This is a genomic window from Amycolatopsis vastitatis, from assembly GCF_002234595.1.
Taxonomy (GTDB): Bacteria; Actinomycetota; Actinomycetes; order Mycobacteriales; family Pseudonocardiaceae; genus Amycolatopsis; species Amycolatopsis vastitatis.
The window spans coordinates 75,207-91,425 of record NZ_NMUL01000043.1 but is presented as its reverse complement, the minus strand read 5'-3'; the positions used below and the strand labels follow the sequence as shown (position 1 = coordinate 91,425).

The 16,219-nt window shown below is 72.0% G+C and carries 16 protein-coding genes; 6 read left to right on the top strand and 10 right to left on the bottom strand.

Translation table 11 applies throughout. The features are described 5' to 3' along the window. Positions 1-4: 4 nt before the first annotated feature. Positions 5-211, bottom strand: a complete 207-nt coding sequence (locus tag CF165_RS36705) for a DUF4177 domain-containing protein (RefSeq protein ID WP_093952189.1) — start codon at positions 209-211, stop codon at positions 5-7. A gap of 98 nt (positions 212-309) precedes the next feature. Between CF165_RS36705 and CF165_RS36700 the strand changes: the two genes are divergently transcribed. From CF165_RS36700 to map, 3 genes are all read left to right on the top strand, one after another. Continuing rightward, positions 310-1,164: a GNAT family N-acetyltransferase gene (locus tag CF165_RS36700; protein ID WP_093952188.1), complete on the top strand. Its 855-nt coding sequence runs from the start codon at positions 310-312 to the stop codon at positions 1,162-1,164. Positions 1,165-1,225: 61 nt separating this feature from the next. Further along, positions 1,226-3,019 (top strand): penicillin-binding transpeptidase domain-containing protein, encoded by a 1,794-nt coding sequence (locus CF165_RS36695; RefSeq protein WP_205661068.1) that lies wholly within the window; start codon positions 1,226-1,228, stop codon positions 3,017-3,019. 23 nt (positions 3,020-3,042) lie between these two features. Beyond that, the gene (map, locus tag CF165_RS36690) at positions 3,043-3,900 is read left to right on the top strand and encodes a type I methionyl aminopeptidase (protein ID WP_093952186.1); all 858 of its coding nucleotides are present in this window, start codon (positions 3,043-3,045) and stop codon (positions 3,898-3,900) included. Between the two features lie 3 nt (positions 3,901-3,903). On the opposite strand, the gene CF165_RS36685 is transcribed toward map, so the two are convergent. From CF165_RS36685 to CF165_RS36665, 5 genes are all read right to left on the bottom strand, one after another. Further along, complete coding sequence (locus CF165_RS36685) at positions 3,904-4,707, bottom strand: ABC transporter permease (protein WP_167441673.1); 804 nt, start codon at positions 4,705-4,707, stop codon at positions 3,904-3,906. Then, complete coding sequence (locus CF165_RS36680) at positions 4,707-5,663, bottom strand: ATP-binding cassette domain-containing protein (protein ID WP_093952184.1); 957 nt, start codon at positions 5,661-5,663, stop codon at positions 4,707-4,709. Before CF165_RS36680 ends, CF165_RS36685 begins: the two co-directional genes overlap by 1 nt. Positions 5,664-5,690: 27 nt before the next feature. Further along, positions 5,691-6,533 (bottom strand): DUF4097 family beta strand repeat-containing protein, encoded by an 843-nt coding sequence (locus CF165_RS36675; protein ID WP_093952183.1) that lies wholly within the window; start codon positions 6,531-6,533, stop codon positions 5,691-5,693. Between the two features lie 56 nt (positions 6,534-6,589). After that, positions 6,590-7,075, bottom strand: a complete 486-nt coding sequence (locus CF165_RS36670; protein ID WP_093952182.1) for a toxin-antitoxin system HicB family antitoxin — start codon at positions 7,073-7,075, stop codon at positions 6,590-6,592. Between the two features lie 92 nt (positions 7,076-7,167). Continuing rightward, the gene (locus tag CF165_RS36665) at positions 7,168-7,851 is read right to left on the bottom strand and encodes a FadR/GntR family transcriptional regulator (RefSeq protein ID WP_093952181.1); all 684 of its coding nucleotides are present in this window, start codon (positions 7,849-7,851) and stop codon (positions 7,168-7,170) included. Between the two features lie 49 nt (positions 7,852-7,900). Here CF165_RS36665 and CF165_RS36660 point away from each other — a divergent pair, with 49 nt between their 5' ends. Then, positions 7,901-9,118 carry an MFS transporter gene (locus CF165_RS36660; protein WP_093952180.1) on the top strand — a complete coding sequence of 406 codons (1,218 nt, stop codon included), beginning with the start codon at positions 7,901-7,903 and terminating at the stop codon, positions 9,116-9,118. 7 nt (positions 9,119-9,125) lie between these two features. Here CF165_RS36660 and CF165_RS36655 read toward each other — a convergent pair whose 3' ends face one another. Beyond that, positions 9,126-10,520 (bottom strand): mycothione reductase, encoded by a 1,395-nt coding sequence (locus CF165_RS36655; RefSeq protein ID WP_093952179.1) that lies wholly within the window; start codon positions 10,518-10,520, stop codon positions 9,126-9,128. A gap of 96 nt (positions 10,521-10,616) precedes the next feature. Then, positions 10,617-11,300, bottom strand: a complete 684-nt coding sequence (locus tag CF165_RS36650; RefSeq protein WP_093952272.1) for a M15 family metallopeptidase — start codon at positions 11,298-11,300, stop codon at positions 10,617-10,619. A gap of 353 nt (positions 11,301-11,653) precedes the next feature. Between CF165_RS36650 and CF165_RS36645 the strand changes: the two genes are divergently transcribed. After that, positions 11,654-12,469, top strand: a complete 816-nt coding sequence (locus CF165_RS36645; RefSeq protein ID WP_093952178.1) for a S1 family peptidase — start codon at positions 11,654-11,656, stop codon at positions 12,467-12,469. A gap of 17 nt (positions 12,470-12,486) precedes the next feature. Then, the gene (locus CF165_RS36640) at positions 12,487-12,930 is read left to right on the top strand and encodes a GNAT family N-acetyltransferase (protein WP_093952177.1); all 444 of its coding nucleotides are present in this window, start codon (positions 12,487-12,489) and stop codon (positions 12,928-12,930) included. Positions 12,931-13,094: 164 nt separating this feature from the next. Here CF165_RS36640 and CF165_RS36635 read toward each other — a convergent pair whose 3' ends face one another. After that, positions 13,095-14,270: an 8-amino-7-oxononanoate synthase gene (locus CF165_RS36635; protein WP_093952176.1), complete on the bottom strand. Its 1,176-nt coding sequence runs from the start codon at positions 14,268-14,270 to the stop codon at positions 13,095-13,097. A 99-nt stretch (positions 14,271-14,369) separates the two neighbouring features. Next, positions 14,370-15,938 (bottom strand): DEAD/DEAH box helicase, encoded by a 1,569-nt coding sequence (locus CF165_RS36630; protein WP_093952175.1) that lies wholly within the window; start codon positions 15,936-15,938, stop codon positions 14,370-14,372. Positions 15,939-16,219 lie beyond the last annotated feature (281 nt).

The following is a 16,219-nucleotide window of genomic DNA, read 5'->3' as shown; positions in this document are numbered from 1 at the left end:
CCGCTCATCCCACTGGTTTCTCGAACGTCACCAGCAAGCCCTCGACCCCGCCGGGGCCCACGCGCCCCTTCACCTCGGTGGCGGTGATGGCCTTCAGCTGCCACCCGTCGGCGGCGTGCTCGTTGAGCAGCTTCTCGAGCTTGCCGCCGGACATCTTGCCCCCGAGCAGCTTCTCCCGGACCTCGACGACCTTGTACGTGTATCGCTGCATCCGTCCATCCTGCCGGAAGCTCCGACCTGGGCGCTTCATCTCAGCGTGTCGAGAGCCTTGCGTTCCGTTTAGGAGCCGGATCTGGCACCCTGGAGCCCGTGTTGCGGCTTGCAGGTGCACGGCTGCTCGATGATCGGGACTATCCGGCGGTCCGTGCCGCGCTCGCCGCCGACCCGGTGGGCAGCTGCATGGTCAGCGCCCGGGTCGAGGCTGCGGGCCTTGATCCGTGGCGGCTCGGTGGTGAGCTCTGGGCCGCCGACAGCCGCCCGGTCCGTGCCGGGCGGCTCCAAGGGCTGTGCTTTTCCGGGCCCAACCTCATCCCCCTCCGCGGCAACGCGCCCGCTCTCCGCTCCTTCGCCGACCGCGCGCTGCGGCGGCAGCGGACGTGTTCCTCCCTCGTCGGCCCGGCCGAGCAGGTCCTCGGGCTCTGGGACGAGCTCGAAGACGAGTGGGGCCCGGCCCGGGAGGTCCGCGGCGACCAGCCGCTGATGGCCCTCGACGCGATGCCGCTGGTCGCCGCCGATCCGCTGGTGCGAGCGGTCCGGCCGGACGAGCTCGAGCGGTACCTGCCCGCGGCCGTCGCCATGTTCATCGAAGAGGTCGGCGTCGACCCGCGCAGCGGCGACGGCGGCGCGAGCTACCGCGCCCGGGTAACGGAGCTGATCGGCGCCGGGCGCGCGTTCGCCCGGTTCGAACACGGCGAGGTCGTGTTCAAGGCCGAGATCGGCGCGATGTCGGCGACCGTCGGGCAGATCCAGGGCGTCTGGGTGCACCCGGACCGCCGGGGCGACGGGCTCGGCACCGCCGGCACGGCCGCGGTCGTGCACCGGCTCGTCCGCGGCCTCGGCCGGACCGCGAGCCTCTACGTCAACGCCTTCAACACCCCCGCCCTCGCGGCCTACCGCAAGATCGGGTTCAAGCAGGTCGGCCAGTACGCGACGGTGCTGTTCTAGCCACTCTTCCGTGGCGGCGTTTCAGCCCGAGGGTAACCCCCTGACCAGGCACGATCCCGCCATGAGTGCACGTCGATGCCGCGGTGCGCTCGCGGTGCTGCTGCTCGCCGCCGCGACCACGGCCGGGTGCTCGGGCGACGGTCCCGAGGACGCCCTCTCCGCCTTCCTGGACGCCTTCGCGTCGGGGGACGTCGCCGCCGCGGCGGCGGACACCGACTCGCCGGACACGGCCAAGACCGTGCTCTCGCAGGTCCGCGGGGCGCTCGACCCCGAATCCCTCGAAGCGGACGAAGAAGAGGTGAAGCAGCCGGAAGGCGACGTCGTCACCGCGGGCTACCGGCTCACCTGGCACCTGTCGCACGGCCGCACCTGGTCCTACCGCGCCGACGTCCAGCTGCGGGCGGCCGAGCACGGCTGGCAGGTGCACTGGCAGCCGACGGTCGTGCACCCGCAGCTGACCGTCGGCCAGACCATCGGACTGCTGCCCCAGCTGCCGGAGACGGCGCCGGTGCTCGATCGCGACGGCGTGCCGCTGATGCGCCCGCAGACCGTGATCGGCGTGGTCGTCGACCCGCAGAAGACCGGCAACCCGAGCGCGGTCGCCGGGTCGCTGGCCAAGGCGCTGCACCGGTTCGAACCGTCGGTCACCGGCCGGTCGGTGCTCGAGGGGATGACCAAGACCAAGCCCGGCGACGCCTACCCGGTGATCACCCTGCGCGCCGGTGACTACCACCAGGTCAAGCCGGCGATCTACGACCTGCCCGGCGTCCGGTTCGCCAGCCAGGAGCGGCTGCTGCCGGTGACCCGCGGGTCCGGGCGGCAGGTCCTGCCGGCCATCCGCGCGCTGGTCGAGCAGGAGCTGGCCGGGGCGGCGGGCTGGCGGATCGTCACCCGGGACGTCACCGGCGGCGAGGTGTCGGAGCTGCGGGCCGAGCCGCCGAGGCCCGGGCCCGCCATCACCAGCACGCTCAGCGCGCGGATCCAGGCCGCCGCCGAGAAGGCTCTCGAGACCGAGACGCACCCGGCGGCGCTGGTCGCGATCCAGCCGTCGAGCGGGGACATCCTCGCTGTGGCGCAGAACGACGCCGCGGACGACGAAGGCCCGGTGGCCCTGACCGGGCGCTACCCGCCGGGGTCGACGTTCAAGATCGTCACGGCGGCGGCCGCGCTGTCGGCGGGGGACGTCGAGCCGGGCAGCCTGGTGGACTGCCCCGGCACCACGGCGATCGAGAACCGCGTCGTGCCGAACGAAGGCCGGTTCGACCTCGGCCGGGTGCCGCTGAAGACGGCGTTCGCGCGGTCCTGCAACACGACCTTCGCGCGGCTCGCCGCCGGGCTTCCGGCGTCGGCGCTCACCGACGCCGCCCGGTCCCTCGGGCTCGGCGCCGACTTCGTCGTCCCCGGCCTGCCCACGGTCACCGGCGACGTCCCGGCCGGCGACTCGGCAGTGCAGCGCGCGGAGGACGGTTTCGGCCAGGGCACGGTGGTGGCCAGCCCGTTCGGCATGGCCTTGGTCGCGGCGACCGTGCGGGCCGGGAAGGTGCCGGCGCCGTCGATCGTCAAGGGGATGCCCGCGACCGCCGAGAAGGTCGGCGACGCGCCGTCGCAGCAGGTCCTCGACGCGCTGCGCGGCATGATGCGCGACGTCGTCACGGCGGGTACCGCGACGGGCCTGCGCGACCTGCCCGACGTCGCGGGCAAGACCGGGACCGCCCAGTTCGGCGACGGCTCCCGCGCGCACGGCTGGTTCGCCGGCTACCGCGGCGACCTGGCGTTCGCCGTGCTGCTGACCGACGCCGGCTCATCCAAACCGGCGGTGCAGGCCGCGCACCGGTTCCTGGCGGGGATCGGCTGAGCGGCCCGTCGTAAGGTGGAGGCATGTCCGTTCGTGCCCCGCTCGTTCCCGGCGTCCAGACGCCGCGCCGTGACGTCCCCAGTTCCATCGCCCGTCCCGAGTACGTGGACAAGCCGGCGCCGAAGCGGGACACCGGCAACGGCGTGCGCACGCCCGAGGTGATCGAGGCGATGCGGGTGGCGAGCCGCATCGCGGCCCAGGCCCTCGAAGAGGGCGGCAAGGCGGTCAAGCCGGGCGCCACCACGGACGACATCGACAAGGTGGTGCACGAGTTCCTGCTCGACCACCACGCCTACCCCTCGACGCTGGGCTACCGCCGGTTCCCGAAGTCGTGCTGCACCTCGCTGAATGAGGTCATCTGCCACGGCATCCCGGACTCGACGGTGATCGAGGACGGCGACATCTGCAACATCGACGTCACCGCCTACATCGGCGGCGTGCACGGCGACACGAACGCGACGTTCCTGGCCGGTGACGTCTCTGAGGAGGCCCGCCTGCTGGTGGAGCGCACCCGCGAGGCGACGATGCGGGCGATCAAGGCGGTCCGGCCGGGCCGTCAGCTGAACGTCATCGGCCGGGTCATCGAGGCCTACGCCAAGCGCTTCGGCTACGGCGTGGTCCGCGACTTCACCGGCCACGGCGTCGGCCCCGCGTTCCACACGCCGCCGACGGTCCTGCACTACGAAGAGCCCTCCGTCGACACGATCATCGAGGAGGGCATGACCTTCACGATCGAGCCGATGATCACCCTGGGCACCATCGACTACGACATCTGGTCCGACGACTGGACCGTCACCACGAAGGACAAGAAGTGGACGGCCCAGTTCGAGCACACCCTCGTGGTGACGGCCGACGGCAGCGAGATCCTGACGCTGCCCTGAGCGTCAGTGGCTGGTGGCCTTCTTGTAGCAGCGCACCGAAAGCGGCACGAAGACCGCCAGCAGCACCGCGATCCACAGCACTGACGCGAGCAAGGCGTGCTGCATCGGCCAGATGTCGCGTGGCGGCATCGCGGCACTGGTGTTGCCGAACAGCTCCCGCGCCGCCTGCGTGACCGCCGAGACCGGGTTCCAGTCCGCGATCACCCGCAGCGGCGTGGGCAGCCGCCCGCTGTCGACGAACGTGTTGGCCAGGAAGGTGAGCGGGAAGACCACCACCATCGACACGTTGTTGAACACCTCGGGTTTGCGGACCGCCAGGCCGAGCGTGCCCATCACCCACGACAGCGCGTAGGAGAAGGCGAGCAGCAGGACGACGCCGCCGAGCGTTTCGAGGACGCCGGTGTGGATGCGCCAGCCGACCAGCAGGCCGACCAGGCCCATGATGAGCAGGCTCGCCGTGCTGAGGATGAGGTCGGCGGTGGTCCGCCCGATCAGCACGGCGGCGGGCGACATCGGCAGTGAGCGGAACCGGTCGATGATGCCCTTCTGCAGGTCGTCGGTCAGCCCGTAGCCGGTGACGATGCCGCCCATGGCCACCGCGAGGGTGAAGATCCCCGGCAGCATGAACTCGCGGTACGACAGGCCGGGGATGTCGATCACGCTGCCGAACACGAAGCCGAAGAGCAGCACGAACATCACCGGCGTGAACACGAGCGACCCGAGCAGGTCCAGCGACCGCAAGATCTTGATCGAGTTGCGCTTGGTGATGGTGACGCCGTCGGTCACGGCCAGCTGCACCGCGTTCATCACACGGCCTCCTTCGCGGGTTCGGCCGTCTCGCGGCCGGTCAGAGTGAGGAAAACGTCGTCGAGGGTGGGGCGGCGGACGCCGACGTCGCGGACGTCGACGCCTTCCGCGGCGAGCAGGGCCAGCGCTTCGGTAAGCGCTTTCGCGCCGTGGGTCACGGGCGCGGTGACCCGGAAGCCCTCGGCCTGCGGCTCACCACTGGCCAGCCGGGCGAGCGTGTCCCGTGCGACGCCGAGGTCGGCGTGGGTGCCGACGGTCAGTTCGATCCGCTCGCCGCCGACGAGGTCCTTGAGCTCGTCGGCGGTGCCGCGGGCGATCACGCGGCCGTGGTCGACGACGGCGATGCTGTCGGCGAGCCGGTCGGCCTCCTCCAGGTACTGCGTGGTGAGCAGCAGCGTCGTGCCGCCCGCGACCAGCTCGGTGATGACGTCCCACAGCTCGGTGCGGGCCCGCGGGTCGAGGCCGGTCGTGGGCTCGTCGAGGAACAGCACCGGCGGGTTGGCCACGAGCGCGCCGGCCAGGTCGAGCCGGCGCCGCATGCCGCCGGAGTAGCCCTTCACCGGCCGGTCGGCGGCGTCGTCGAGGCCGAACCGGGCCAGCAGTTCCCGGCCGCGGGCCTTGGCGCGCTTGGTGCCCAGGTGGTAGAGCCTGCCGACCATCTCGAGGTTTTCGGCCCCGGTCAGCTCCGGGTCGACGGCGGCGTACTGCCCCGAAGCACCGATGTGCGAACGCAGCTCGTGCGCGTCCTTCACGACGTCGAACCCGGCGACGGTCGCTCTCCCCGCGTCCGGCTTCTGCAGCGTCGTGAGGATCTGGACGGTGGTGGTCTTCCCGGCGCCGTTCGGCCCGAGCACGCCGAGCACGGTGCCTTCGGGCACGCTCAGCGACATCCCGTCGAGCGCGGTGACGGTGCCGTACTTCTTGACGAGGCCCTCGGCCACGATGGCGTCTGCCATGGATCTTCCCCTTGTCTTGTGGAGTCTTCAGGCCCGGCGGATGACGATGTCGCCGGTGGTGGACCGGGCCCGGACCTCGACGGTTTCGTCGGTTCCGCCGGGGCCGTCGGCCGCGGTGAGCGTGTTGTGCACGGTGCCGGTGACGGTGTTGAGGACGAGCCACGCGGCACTGCCCTCGCGGATGCCGACCTCGATCTCGCCGACGGCGGTTTCGAGGACGACGGTGTCGCGCACGACGTGGCCGATCCGGATGTCGCCGGCGGCGGTCTTCGCGTCGACGGCCGTGTGCGCGAGGTCGACCAGGATGTCGCCGTTGGCGGTGCTGACCCGCAGTCCGCCGGTCACCTCGCCGACGCGGGTTTCGCCGTTGGAGTTCTTGAGCACGGCGGTCCCGTCGATCTCGCGGATCCGCAGTTCGCCGGAGCCGGTGCCGACTTCGGCGTGGCCGGTGGCCCGGTCGACGGAGACGTCGCCCATCGCCGTGGTGGCCTCGATCCGGGCGGTCTCGCCGAGGTCGATGTTGCCCAGGGACGTCTTGAAGCGGCTGTCGCCGATGCGGCCGCTGACGCGGAAGTCGCCCATCGCGGAGGTGCCCCTGAGTCGCGAACCGGCGGGCAGTTCGACCACGACGTGCAGCGCGCCGCCCTTGCCCCACAGCTTGTGGGTGTACTTCGGGCCCTTGACCAGCAGCTCGCCGTCGGCGAACTCGACGCGGGTCTTGGCGGCGGCCTTGACATCCTCGGTGTCACCCGGGTCGGCCGGCTCGACCTCGACCGTGGTTTCGGCGCGGTCGCCGGCGACGATCCGCACGTCGGCGACGCTGAAGTCGAGCGTGGCGGTGATCGGCTCGGGGGTGGCGAAAAATGGCATGGCTGTGCCCTCCTGGGGTGCTTTGGCGGTGTTGTCGCTGGTCGGAGCGGCCGGGTCTAACGGACCCAGCCGGTGTACTTGTCGCCGTAGAGCGAGCGGTGCTGGGACGTCTTGACCGGGCCCAGCGCGGCGCCGGCGGCCCGGACGAGCCAGGCGTTGATCGAGAGCCGGTCCCGGCTCGCGGCTTCCTCGACGCGCTGCTTGAGCTGTTCGGGCAGCCGCAGGTTGATCCGCGCCACGGCGCCGTCGTCGGCCTCGGGCGGGGGCGGCGGCTCCTCTTGGACGGCCGGCTCGGTGGTCGCGGGGAGCGCGACCGCGAATTCGGCGTCACGGCGGCGAAGGCGGACTTCGACGGAACCGGGCGCGAGGTCGCGGGTGATCTCGTCGGCCGCGGCCGAGAGGGCGTCGAGCAGGGTGAGCCGGATCGCCGACTCGAGCGGCGCGGTGAGCCGCTCGGCGAGGGCAACCGCGTCCTCGCCCGCCGCCTCGGCGGCCACCGCGAGCTCCCGGCGGAGTTCTTCCACGAAGGGCGTCAGGTCCATGGCGCAACTATGGCGCCATCGTGGCACCACGACAACCCTGAAATGGCACCCTTAGGGGTCGTCGGTGGTGCCACTTTCGGGTAAAGCCCAGCTCAGGCGCGTTCGATGCGCTCCAGGAGTTCGTCCAGGAAGCCGCAGGCCTCCGCGGCGGCGCGGTCCGGGTCGCGGTCGGCGATGGCCTGGGCGAGGCCCTCGTGGCCGATCTCCGGCGCGTGGTCCGCGCCCGGCGCGATGCTCGACGTCGTCGCGATGCTGGCCGCGATGACCTCCGTCAAGCCGCGGTAGAGCTCGGTCAGCAGCCGGTTGTGACCGGCGCGGACGACGGCGCAGTGGAACTCCGCGTCGGTGCGCGCGAAGTCCTGCCAGCGCCCGTCGCGCAGCTCGGCTTCGCGGCGGGCGAGGAGCGTCCACAGCTCGGCGACCTCCTCCCGGGTTCGCCCGAGGGCCGCCAGCCGCGCGCCTTCGACCTCGAGGGTGCGCCGGACCTGCAGGACCTCGCGCAGCTCCGAGCCGCAGAGCCGGCGGATCGCCCCGGACACCTCGCTGGTGGCGCGCACGTAGGTGCCGTCGCCCTGCCGGACCTCGAGGATCCCGGTGTGCGCGAGCGCGCGCACGGCCTCGCGGACGGTGTTGCGCCCGACGCCGAGCTGTTCGACCAGCTCGGTCTCGGTGGGGATGCGTTCGCCGATCGGCCATTCGCCCTGCGTGACCGCGGCCCGCAGCTGCTCGATGACCTGGTCGACGAGGCCTGCTCGCCGGGGGGTGGCCAGAGGCACAGGATTTATCCCTTCATCCAATCATCCTACGTATGCGATGATAGCGGCCATGCGTGTCGGACAGCGTGAACCCGAACTGGACGGCGTCGTCGCGACGCGGACACCGGGCGTGATCGCGGCCGGAACGCTGCTCGCCGTCGCCGTGGTCCTGACCGCCCTCAACCTGCGCCCGGCCATCACCGGGGTCGGCCCGATGCTGGCCGAAATGCGCGCGGACCTGGGCGCGTCCGTGCTCTGGGCGGGTGCGCTCACGACGTTGCCCACGCTCTGCTTCGCCGGTGCCGGCCTGGCCGCGCCGCTGCTCGCCCGCAGGGCCGGGATCGGTGCTGCCATCGCGATCGCGCTCGCCGCGCTGGCGGCCGGGCTCGCGCTGCGCGTGCTCGACGGCCCGGCCGTGGTGCTCGGCGGGACGCTCGTCGCCACCGCCGGGATCGCTCTGATCAACGTGCTCGTCCCGGTGGTCATCAAGGACTCCTTCCCGGCCCGGATCGGCGTGCTGACCGGCGTCTACACCGCCGCGCTGCAAGGCGGCGGCGCGCTCGGGTCGGCGGTGACCCCGCGGCTCGGCGACGCGTTCGGCGGCTGGCGCCCGGCACTGGGCGGCTGGGCGGTGCTCGCCGTCGTCGCTCTGCTGGCGTGGATTCTCGCAGCCCGCGGCACCGGACGGGCACCGCGTCACGACGCCGCCGCCGAGGCCGGACGGTCGCTGCTGCGCAACCGGCTGGCCTGGGTCGTCACTGTCTTCTTCGGCCTGCAGGCGTTCTACGCCTACGCAGCGATGGGCTGGTTCCCGCAGGTGCTGATGGACGCGGGCGTGTCGCGCGGCGACGCCGGCCTGCTGTTCGGCCTGGTCTCGCTGATCGCCGTGCCGATCAGCCTGGTCGTCGCGCCGATGGCGGCCCGGCAGCGCGGGCAGGGGCCGTGGATCGTGGTGCTGGGGGGGTTCGGCTTCGCCGGGACGGCCGGGCTGATGCTGGCCCCGGCGTGGTCGCCGCTGCTCTGGAGCATCCTCGTCGGGCTGGGGATGAGCGTGTTCTCACTGGCCCTGACCGTGATCGCGCTGCGCGCGCGGACCGGCGCGGACACCGCCCGGCTGTCCGGGATGGCGCAGGGCTTCGGCTACCTCTTCGCCGCGCTCGGGCCGTTCCTGTTCGGCCTGCTGCACGACGTCGCGGGCGGCTGGACCGTGCCGCTGGCGATGCTGCTCGGCCTGCTGCTGGTCCAGGTCGTGTTCGGTGTCCTGGCCGGCCGCCACCGCTTCGTCTGACAGCGGCTCAGTCCAGGGGCAGGTTGAGCAGGGCGTTCTCGACCAGCTCCGGCATCGCGGGGTGGATCCAGTACTGGCCGCGCGCCATGCTCCGCGCGTCGAGGCCGAAGCTCATCGCCTGGATGAGCGGCTGGATCACCGACGACGCCTGCGGGCCGATGATGTGCGCGCCGAGCAGCTGCCCGGTCGCCGGGTCGGCCAGGAGCTTCGCGAAGCCCGTGGTGTCCTCCATCGCCCAGCCGTAGGCGATCCCCGCGTAGTCCTGCTTCGAGACCACATAGGACACGCCCAGCTCGCGAGCCTTCCGCTCGGTGAGCCCGACCGAGGCCACCTGCGGGTGGGTGAAGACCGCGTGCGGCACGAACCGGTGGTCGGCGGTGATCCGCTCGTCCGGGTGCAGGAGGTTGTGCTGCACGACGCGCGCTTCGTGGTTCGCGACGTGCTTCAGCTCGTGTGGCGAGGAAAGGTCGCCGAGCGCGTAGATGCCTTCGACCGCGGTCTCCTGGTAGTCGTCGACGACGACGTGCCCACTGTCCATTGTGGTCACCCCGGTGGCGGCGACGTCAAGCAGATCCGAATTCGGCTTGCGGCCGGTGGCGATCAGCAGCAGGTCGCCCTCGACGGTCTCGGCGCCCTGCGGCCCTTCGAGGTCGAGCGCGACGCCACCCTCGGTCTTGCGCGCCCGCACGGTCTTGCGGTCCAGCCGGACGTCGAAGCGTTCCGCAGCCAGCTCCGTGAACCGCTCGCTGATGTCGTCGTCCTCCGAGCGCAGCAACCGCCCGGACCGGTTGACCAGCGTGACGTGGACGCCGAAGGAGGCGAAGACGTGCGCGAACTCCGCGGCGATGTACCCGCCGCCGAGGATGACGATCCGCCCGGGCAGCTCGTCGAGCCGCATCACGGTGTCGGAGGTGTAGTAGTCGACTGCGTCCAGGCCGGGGATCTCCGGGATCACGGGACGCCCGCCCGCGGCGAGCACGAACCGGTCGGCGGTCAGCACCTCGTCGGGGCGTCCGTCGGCGAAACCGACGCGCAGCTCCTTGTGCCCGGTGAAGCGGCCGGTGCCTTCGTAGACGTCGACGTTCGCGTTGTCCTCGTGGCTGCGGCGGTACTCGGCGCCGCCCGCGGCGATCGGGTCGATCCGGCCGAAGATGCGGTCGCGGATGTCGCGCCAGCGCACACCCTTCAGCTCTTCGTCGACGCCGTACTTCGAACTGTGCGAAGGCGTGTACGCGACATCGGCGGCGTACACGAACATCTTCGTCGGGATGCACCCGACGTTGAGGCAGGTGCCGCCGAAGGTGCCCTTCTCCACGATCGCCGTCTTCTTGCCGGCGAAGTCCGGGCCGAGGATGGAATTCCCCGATCCCGTCCCGACGATCACCAGGTCGTAGTGGGGCACTGCATCCTCCGCGGGTCCGGGTCCGGTCGATTCACCCTAGCCAACCTCGCCGGGAGGGCGGGTGTTCCTGGTTGTGCTTAAGGTCGTATTACGCGGTCAGTGGCCGGTGGCGGTGAAGTGCATCCGGTCGGTCGGGCTGCGCCAGTTCCCGCCCCAGCTCCACCCGATCGCCGCGAACGCGCGCACGGTCGCGTCGCCGGCCAGGACCATGCCCGGCCGGACGCGCGAGCGGTCGACGTACGCCGAGGCCAGCTCGGGCAGCACGAGGTCGCCCTGGGTGTAGGGGTTGCAGAACGGGTTGACGTCCACGGCGAGCCCGTAGGCGTGCGCCGACCACGTCGTCAGGCCGCGAGCAGGGCGGCAGACGAACGCGCTGGTCGTGTTGCCGTCGCCGGTCGGCGGCGCGGTGAGCTCGCTCGCGCTGGTCACGCGCATCTCTTCCAGCGGGAAACGGGCCGCGAAGAGCATCCCGAACACCTTGGCGATCCCGGCCGCGCCGGAGGCGTTCACCAGCATTTCGCCGGTGTGCGCGTGGCCGTCGAAACCCCAGAAGGCCAGCCTCAGGTAGCGGAGGTCGGTGGCCTTGACCGGGCACGCGGGCTGCCACGTGCTGCGCGCGAGGACGTCGGCGGGCACGGCACCGATCGTCGCGGCGTAGCGGTCGCCGGCCGGGGGCGGAAGAAGGTCTTTTGTCGGAAGTGCCCGGTTCACCAGTTCGGGTGGCGTCGGCTCGACCTCGCCGAAGCCGTCGGGACGGCGGGGGAGCGGACGCGCCCCCACCTGCCAGGTGACGGCGGGCGCGCTCGACGTCGTCGCCGGCGGGGTGGTGACTCTCGTCGTGGTCGTCACCGCGGGGGCGGGGTGCGGCGTCGACGGGACTTCCGACGAGCACGCGGCCAGGGGGAGGGCCAGAAGCGCCCACGCCGCCGTTCTCGCTCTCCGCCGCATCCGGCCAGCTTCGCAGAAGCGGTGCGTGAGCGCGGAGTCCACCCGTTTCAGTGACACCGTTTCGGGCCCACTCGGATTAGGGTATTCAGGGCCACTCGTTCACGCACCGGAGTCGTTCGGCTGCCGAGTGCTTTTTTTCTTGTGCCGTGTCGAAGCCTTGTGCCGCGTCGAAAAGGGGAAGACCCATGTCCGTGAAGTCCCGCCGATCCCTGCTGCTCGCGTGCGGCGCGCTCCTGGCGGTCGCGGCGGTGGCCGTCCCGGTCGTGGTCGGCACGGCGTCGGCGGACCAGGCCTCCGCCAACCAGCCCCGGATCGTCGGCGGCAACCAGGCGTCCCTCGCCGACCACCCGTACGCGGTGTACCTGACCGACGCGGGCGGCAACCAGTTCTGCGGCGCGGTGATCGTCAGCTCCACGGCGGTCGCGACGGCGGCGCACTGCGCCAAGGCGCTGGCGAAGCAGGAAATCCGCGTGGTGGCCGGCCGGGAAGACAAGCGCACCAGCGACGGCGACGTCCTGGCCGTCTCGAAGATCTGGATCGGCCGGGGTTACAGCGACCCGACCCAGGGCGACGACATCGCGGTGCTGACGGTCCGCGGCCAGCTCGGCTACCGGCCCGCGAAGCTGCCGGAAAGCGGTGACGCGGGGTTGTACGGCAAGGGCACGCAGGCGACCGTGCTCGGCTGGGGCCGCATCGCCGACGGCGGCGCCCGCTCCGACTACCTCCGCGGCGCCCAGGTCCCGCTGGTTTCGGACAGCGAATGCCATTCCGACTACACCGTCTACGACCAGCGGAGCATGGTGTGCGCGGGATACGCCGAGGGCGGCATCGACGCCTGCCAGGGCGACTCCGGCGGCCCGCTCGTCGTGGGCGACACGCTGATCGGGATCGTCTCCTTCGGTGACGGCTGCGCCAAGGCGGGCAAGCCGGGCGTCTACACGCGCGTCTCGACGTACACGGACGACATCAAAGCCCAGGCCACCCCTCGCCTCCTCGGCTGAGCGTGCTAGGCAGGGGTATGCCGACTCTGCACGACGCGACCGGTCCCGAGCTGACCGCCGCCCAGCTGCACGACATCCTCCGCCTGCGCGCCGAAGTCTTCGTCGTGGAGCAGAAGGCCGCGTACCTCGACGTCGACGGCCACGACCTGCGGCCGGACACCCGGCACCTGTGGTTCGAGGAGGGCACCGGCGTCACGGCGTACCTGCGCGTCCTGCTCGACCCGGACGGCGTCCGCCGCATCGGCCGGGTGGTGACGGCCGCGCAGGCGCGCGGCCGGGGCCTGGCGGCCCGGCTGATGGAAGCGGCGCTGACGATCCCCGGCGAGTACGTCCTGGAAGCCCAGACATACGTCCAGGGCTTCTACGCCCGCTACGGTTTCGTCGCGGAAGGCACGGAGTATATCGACGAAGACGGAATCCCCCACATCAGAATGCGCCGCCTTCCACGGCAACTCACGTGATCAGCTGGTCAACTCGCGTGATTGAGGGGTCAACTCGCGTGATTGGAGCGACGACACGTCGGTAGCTCCAGGCGGCGTCGTGTCGACCCTCGGAACACGTGTGTCGGCTTCCCAATCACGTGTGTCGGCCCTTCAATCACGCGAACCGGCCCTCCGGGTACGGCTCAGGCGAGCGCACCCCGGGGCGCCGTCGCGGTGATCACCTTCACCGCACGGTCCACATCGGACTCCGTGAGGTCGGCACGCGCCGTCAGCCGCAGCCGGGAGATGCCGTCCGGCACCGACGGCGGCCGGAAGCACCCGACGCGGATGCCCTGCTCGGCACACGCCGCCGCCCATGCGACCGCCGTCTCCGCGGACGGCGCCTGGACCGAGATGACGGCGGCGTCCGGCAGGCTCGCCTTCAGCCCGGCCGCTTTCAGCGACATCGCCAGGTTGCCCGCGTTCTCGACCACCTTCTCCGCCAGTCCCGGCTCCTCCTTCAGCGCGTGCAACGCGGCCAAGGCGGCGGCGGCGCTCGCGGGTGCCAAAGCGGTGTCGAAGATGAAGCTGCGCGCCGTGTCGATCAGGTGCTTGATCACGCGACGCGGCCCCACCACCGCCCCACCCTGGGCGCCGAGGGACTTCGACAGCGTCAACGTCGTGACGACGTCGGGTGCGCCCGAGAGCCCGGCCGCGTGGACGGCCCCGCGGCCACCCTCACCGAGGACGCCGAAGCCGTGCGCGTCGTCGACCAGCAGCGCCGCACCGTGCGAACGGCAGATCCCGGCCAGCTCGCCGAGCGGCGCGAGGTCGCCGTCGACCGAGAACACCGAGTCGGTCACCACCAGCGCCCGCGGCTTGCGCCGGGTCGCCAGCGCGTGCTGGATCGCCGACGGCGTCGAATGCGCGACCGCGGCGACGTCGGCCCGCGACAGCCGGCACCCCTCGATCAGCGACGCGTGGATGTACTTGTCGGTGACGATCGCGGATTCGGACCCGGACAGCGCGGTCACCGCGCCGAGGTTCGCGGTGAAGCCGGACGAGAACACGAGCGCCGCCTGCGCGCCGCAGAACCGGGCGAGCTCCAGCTCGAGCTCGGTGTGCAGCTCCGTGGACCCGGTGACCAGCCGTGACCCGGTCGCGCCCGCGCCCCAGCGCAGCGCGGCGGCCGCGGAGGCCCCGGCGACGCGCTTGTCGCGGGCCAGGCCGAGGTAGTCGTTGCCCGCCAGATCCAGCTCGTCGGCCCGCGCGGGACGCGGCCGCAGCTGCCGCACGAGTCCCGCGTTCGCGCGCTTTTCCGCCTCGATGTCGAGCCAGTCGAAAACCTGGTCGGGCAGGGGCGTCGGCGGCGTAGTCACGTCCCGCAGTCTCCCATCCGGACCGCGCGCGGCCGCGAAGCGGGCCCGGAAACGCCGGAAGCCCCGGACCAGGCGGTCCGGGGCTTCCGAAGAGGATGATCAGCTGTCGTAGCCGCGACGCGGGCCACGGCTCGGGCGGCCGTAGCCACCGCCGTTGCCCGAGCGGGGCTGGCGGCCGCGGCCGCCGAAGCCACCGGGACGGCCCTCGCGATCGCCGCCGCGGTAACCACCACGGTCGCCGCCGCGCTCGCCACCACGGTCACGGTCGCCGCCGCTGTGGCTGCGCTCGCCACCACGGCTGTAGCCGCCGCCGCGCTCGCCGCGGAAACCGCCACCGCCGCCACGACGCGGGCTCTCGCGCCGACGCTCGATGACCGGCTCGCCGCTGGGCTCCTTGGCGCCGGTGATGCGGGTCAGCTCGGCGTCGCCCGGGCGGACCGTGGTCGACTCGGCGCGCACGCCGGCGCGGTCAGTCAGCCGGCGGACCATCCGGCGCTGGTCGTGCGTCGCCACGGTGACGACGACCCCCGACGCCCCGGCGCGCGCCGTGCGGCCCGCGCGGTGCAGGTAGTCCTTGTGGTCGGCCGCCGGGTCGACGTGCAGCACCAGCGAGATGTCGTCGACGTGGATGCCGCGCGCGGCGACGTCCGTGGCGACCAGCACCGGGGTGTGGCCTTCCTTGAAGTCGGCGAGGACACGGTTGCGCTGCCCCTGCGTCTTGCCGCCGTGCAGCGCCGCCGCGTTGACGCCCTGCTCGCGCAGCCGCTCGGCGAGGCGGTCGACGTGGTGCTTGGTGCGCACGAACATGATCGTGCGGCCGTCGCGGGCGCCGATCTGGGTGATGACGTCCTGCTTGTCCTGGTGCGAGACCTGGAGCACGTGGTGGTCCATGGTCGTCACGCTGGCGGTCGACGGCGCGACCGAGTGCGTGACCGGGTCGGTCAGGTACTGCCTGACCAGGCGGTTGACGTCACCGTCGAGGGTCGCGGAGAACAGCAGCCGCTGGCCCCCCGGCGGGGTGAGGTCCATGATTTCGCGGACCTGCGGCATGAAGCCCATGTCCGCCATCTGGTCGGCCTCGTCGAGGGCGATGAAGTTGCAGTCGCCCAGCGACGCGGTGCCCTGGCGGACGTGGTCCGACAGCCGGCCCGGCGTGGCGATCAGCAGGTCGACGCCGCGGGACAGCGCGTCCGCCTGGCGGGCGAAGGCCATGCCGCCGACGGCGGTGCGGCACCACAGGCCGAGCGCCCTGGCCAGCGGGGTCAGCGAGTCGGCGACCTGCATGGCCAGCTCGCGGGTCGGGACCAGGATCAGCGCGCGGGGGCGCTTCGGGCGGGCCTTGCCGCCGTCGAGCCGGGCCAGCATGGCCAGGCCGAAGGCGAGGGTCTTGCCCGAGCCGGTCTGGGCGCGGCCCAGGATGTCGCGGCCGGCCAGCGCGTCCGGGATGGTCGCGGACTGGATGGGGAAGGGGCTGTTGATGCCCGCCTCGCTGAGCGCGCGGAGCAGCGGCTCCGGCAGGCCCAGCTCGGCGAAGGTCTTGGTGGCCACGAGCTCGACCGCGTCGTCGCGCAGCATGTCCCCACCGGCCGGGCGGGTGCGCGGCTTGCGGTCGGGACGGCCCGCGTGCGCGGACGTCGAGGAAGAGCCGGAGTTGAACGTGACGGTCACAAATGCCTCTCGGACGTGGTTCGTCGCAAGGGAGGCCCGGGCAGCCCGCGCGCAGGCAGGGCAAGATGGTGTGCGATGGGCGTTCACAGGGACGGACCCGGCACACCGTGTCATCGCTTGCCGACACTGCGCACCGCTTGGGTTACGGATCACCGCGAGCCATTCGGTGGCTCTGGAGGCGACGGACACCAACTCATCCACGCCGCCGGTTGCGGTCTGTGCTTACTGTACCCGAACCGGAGCCAGTACTACTCATCGAGGTCACCGGTTGTGGGCGGCGT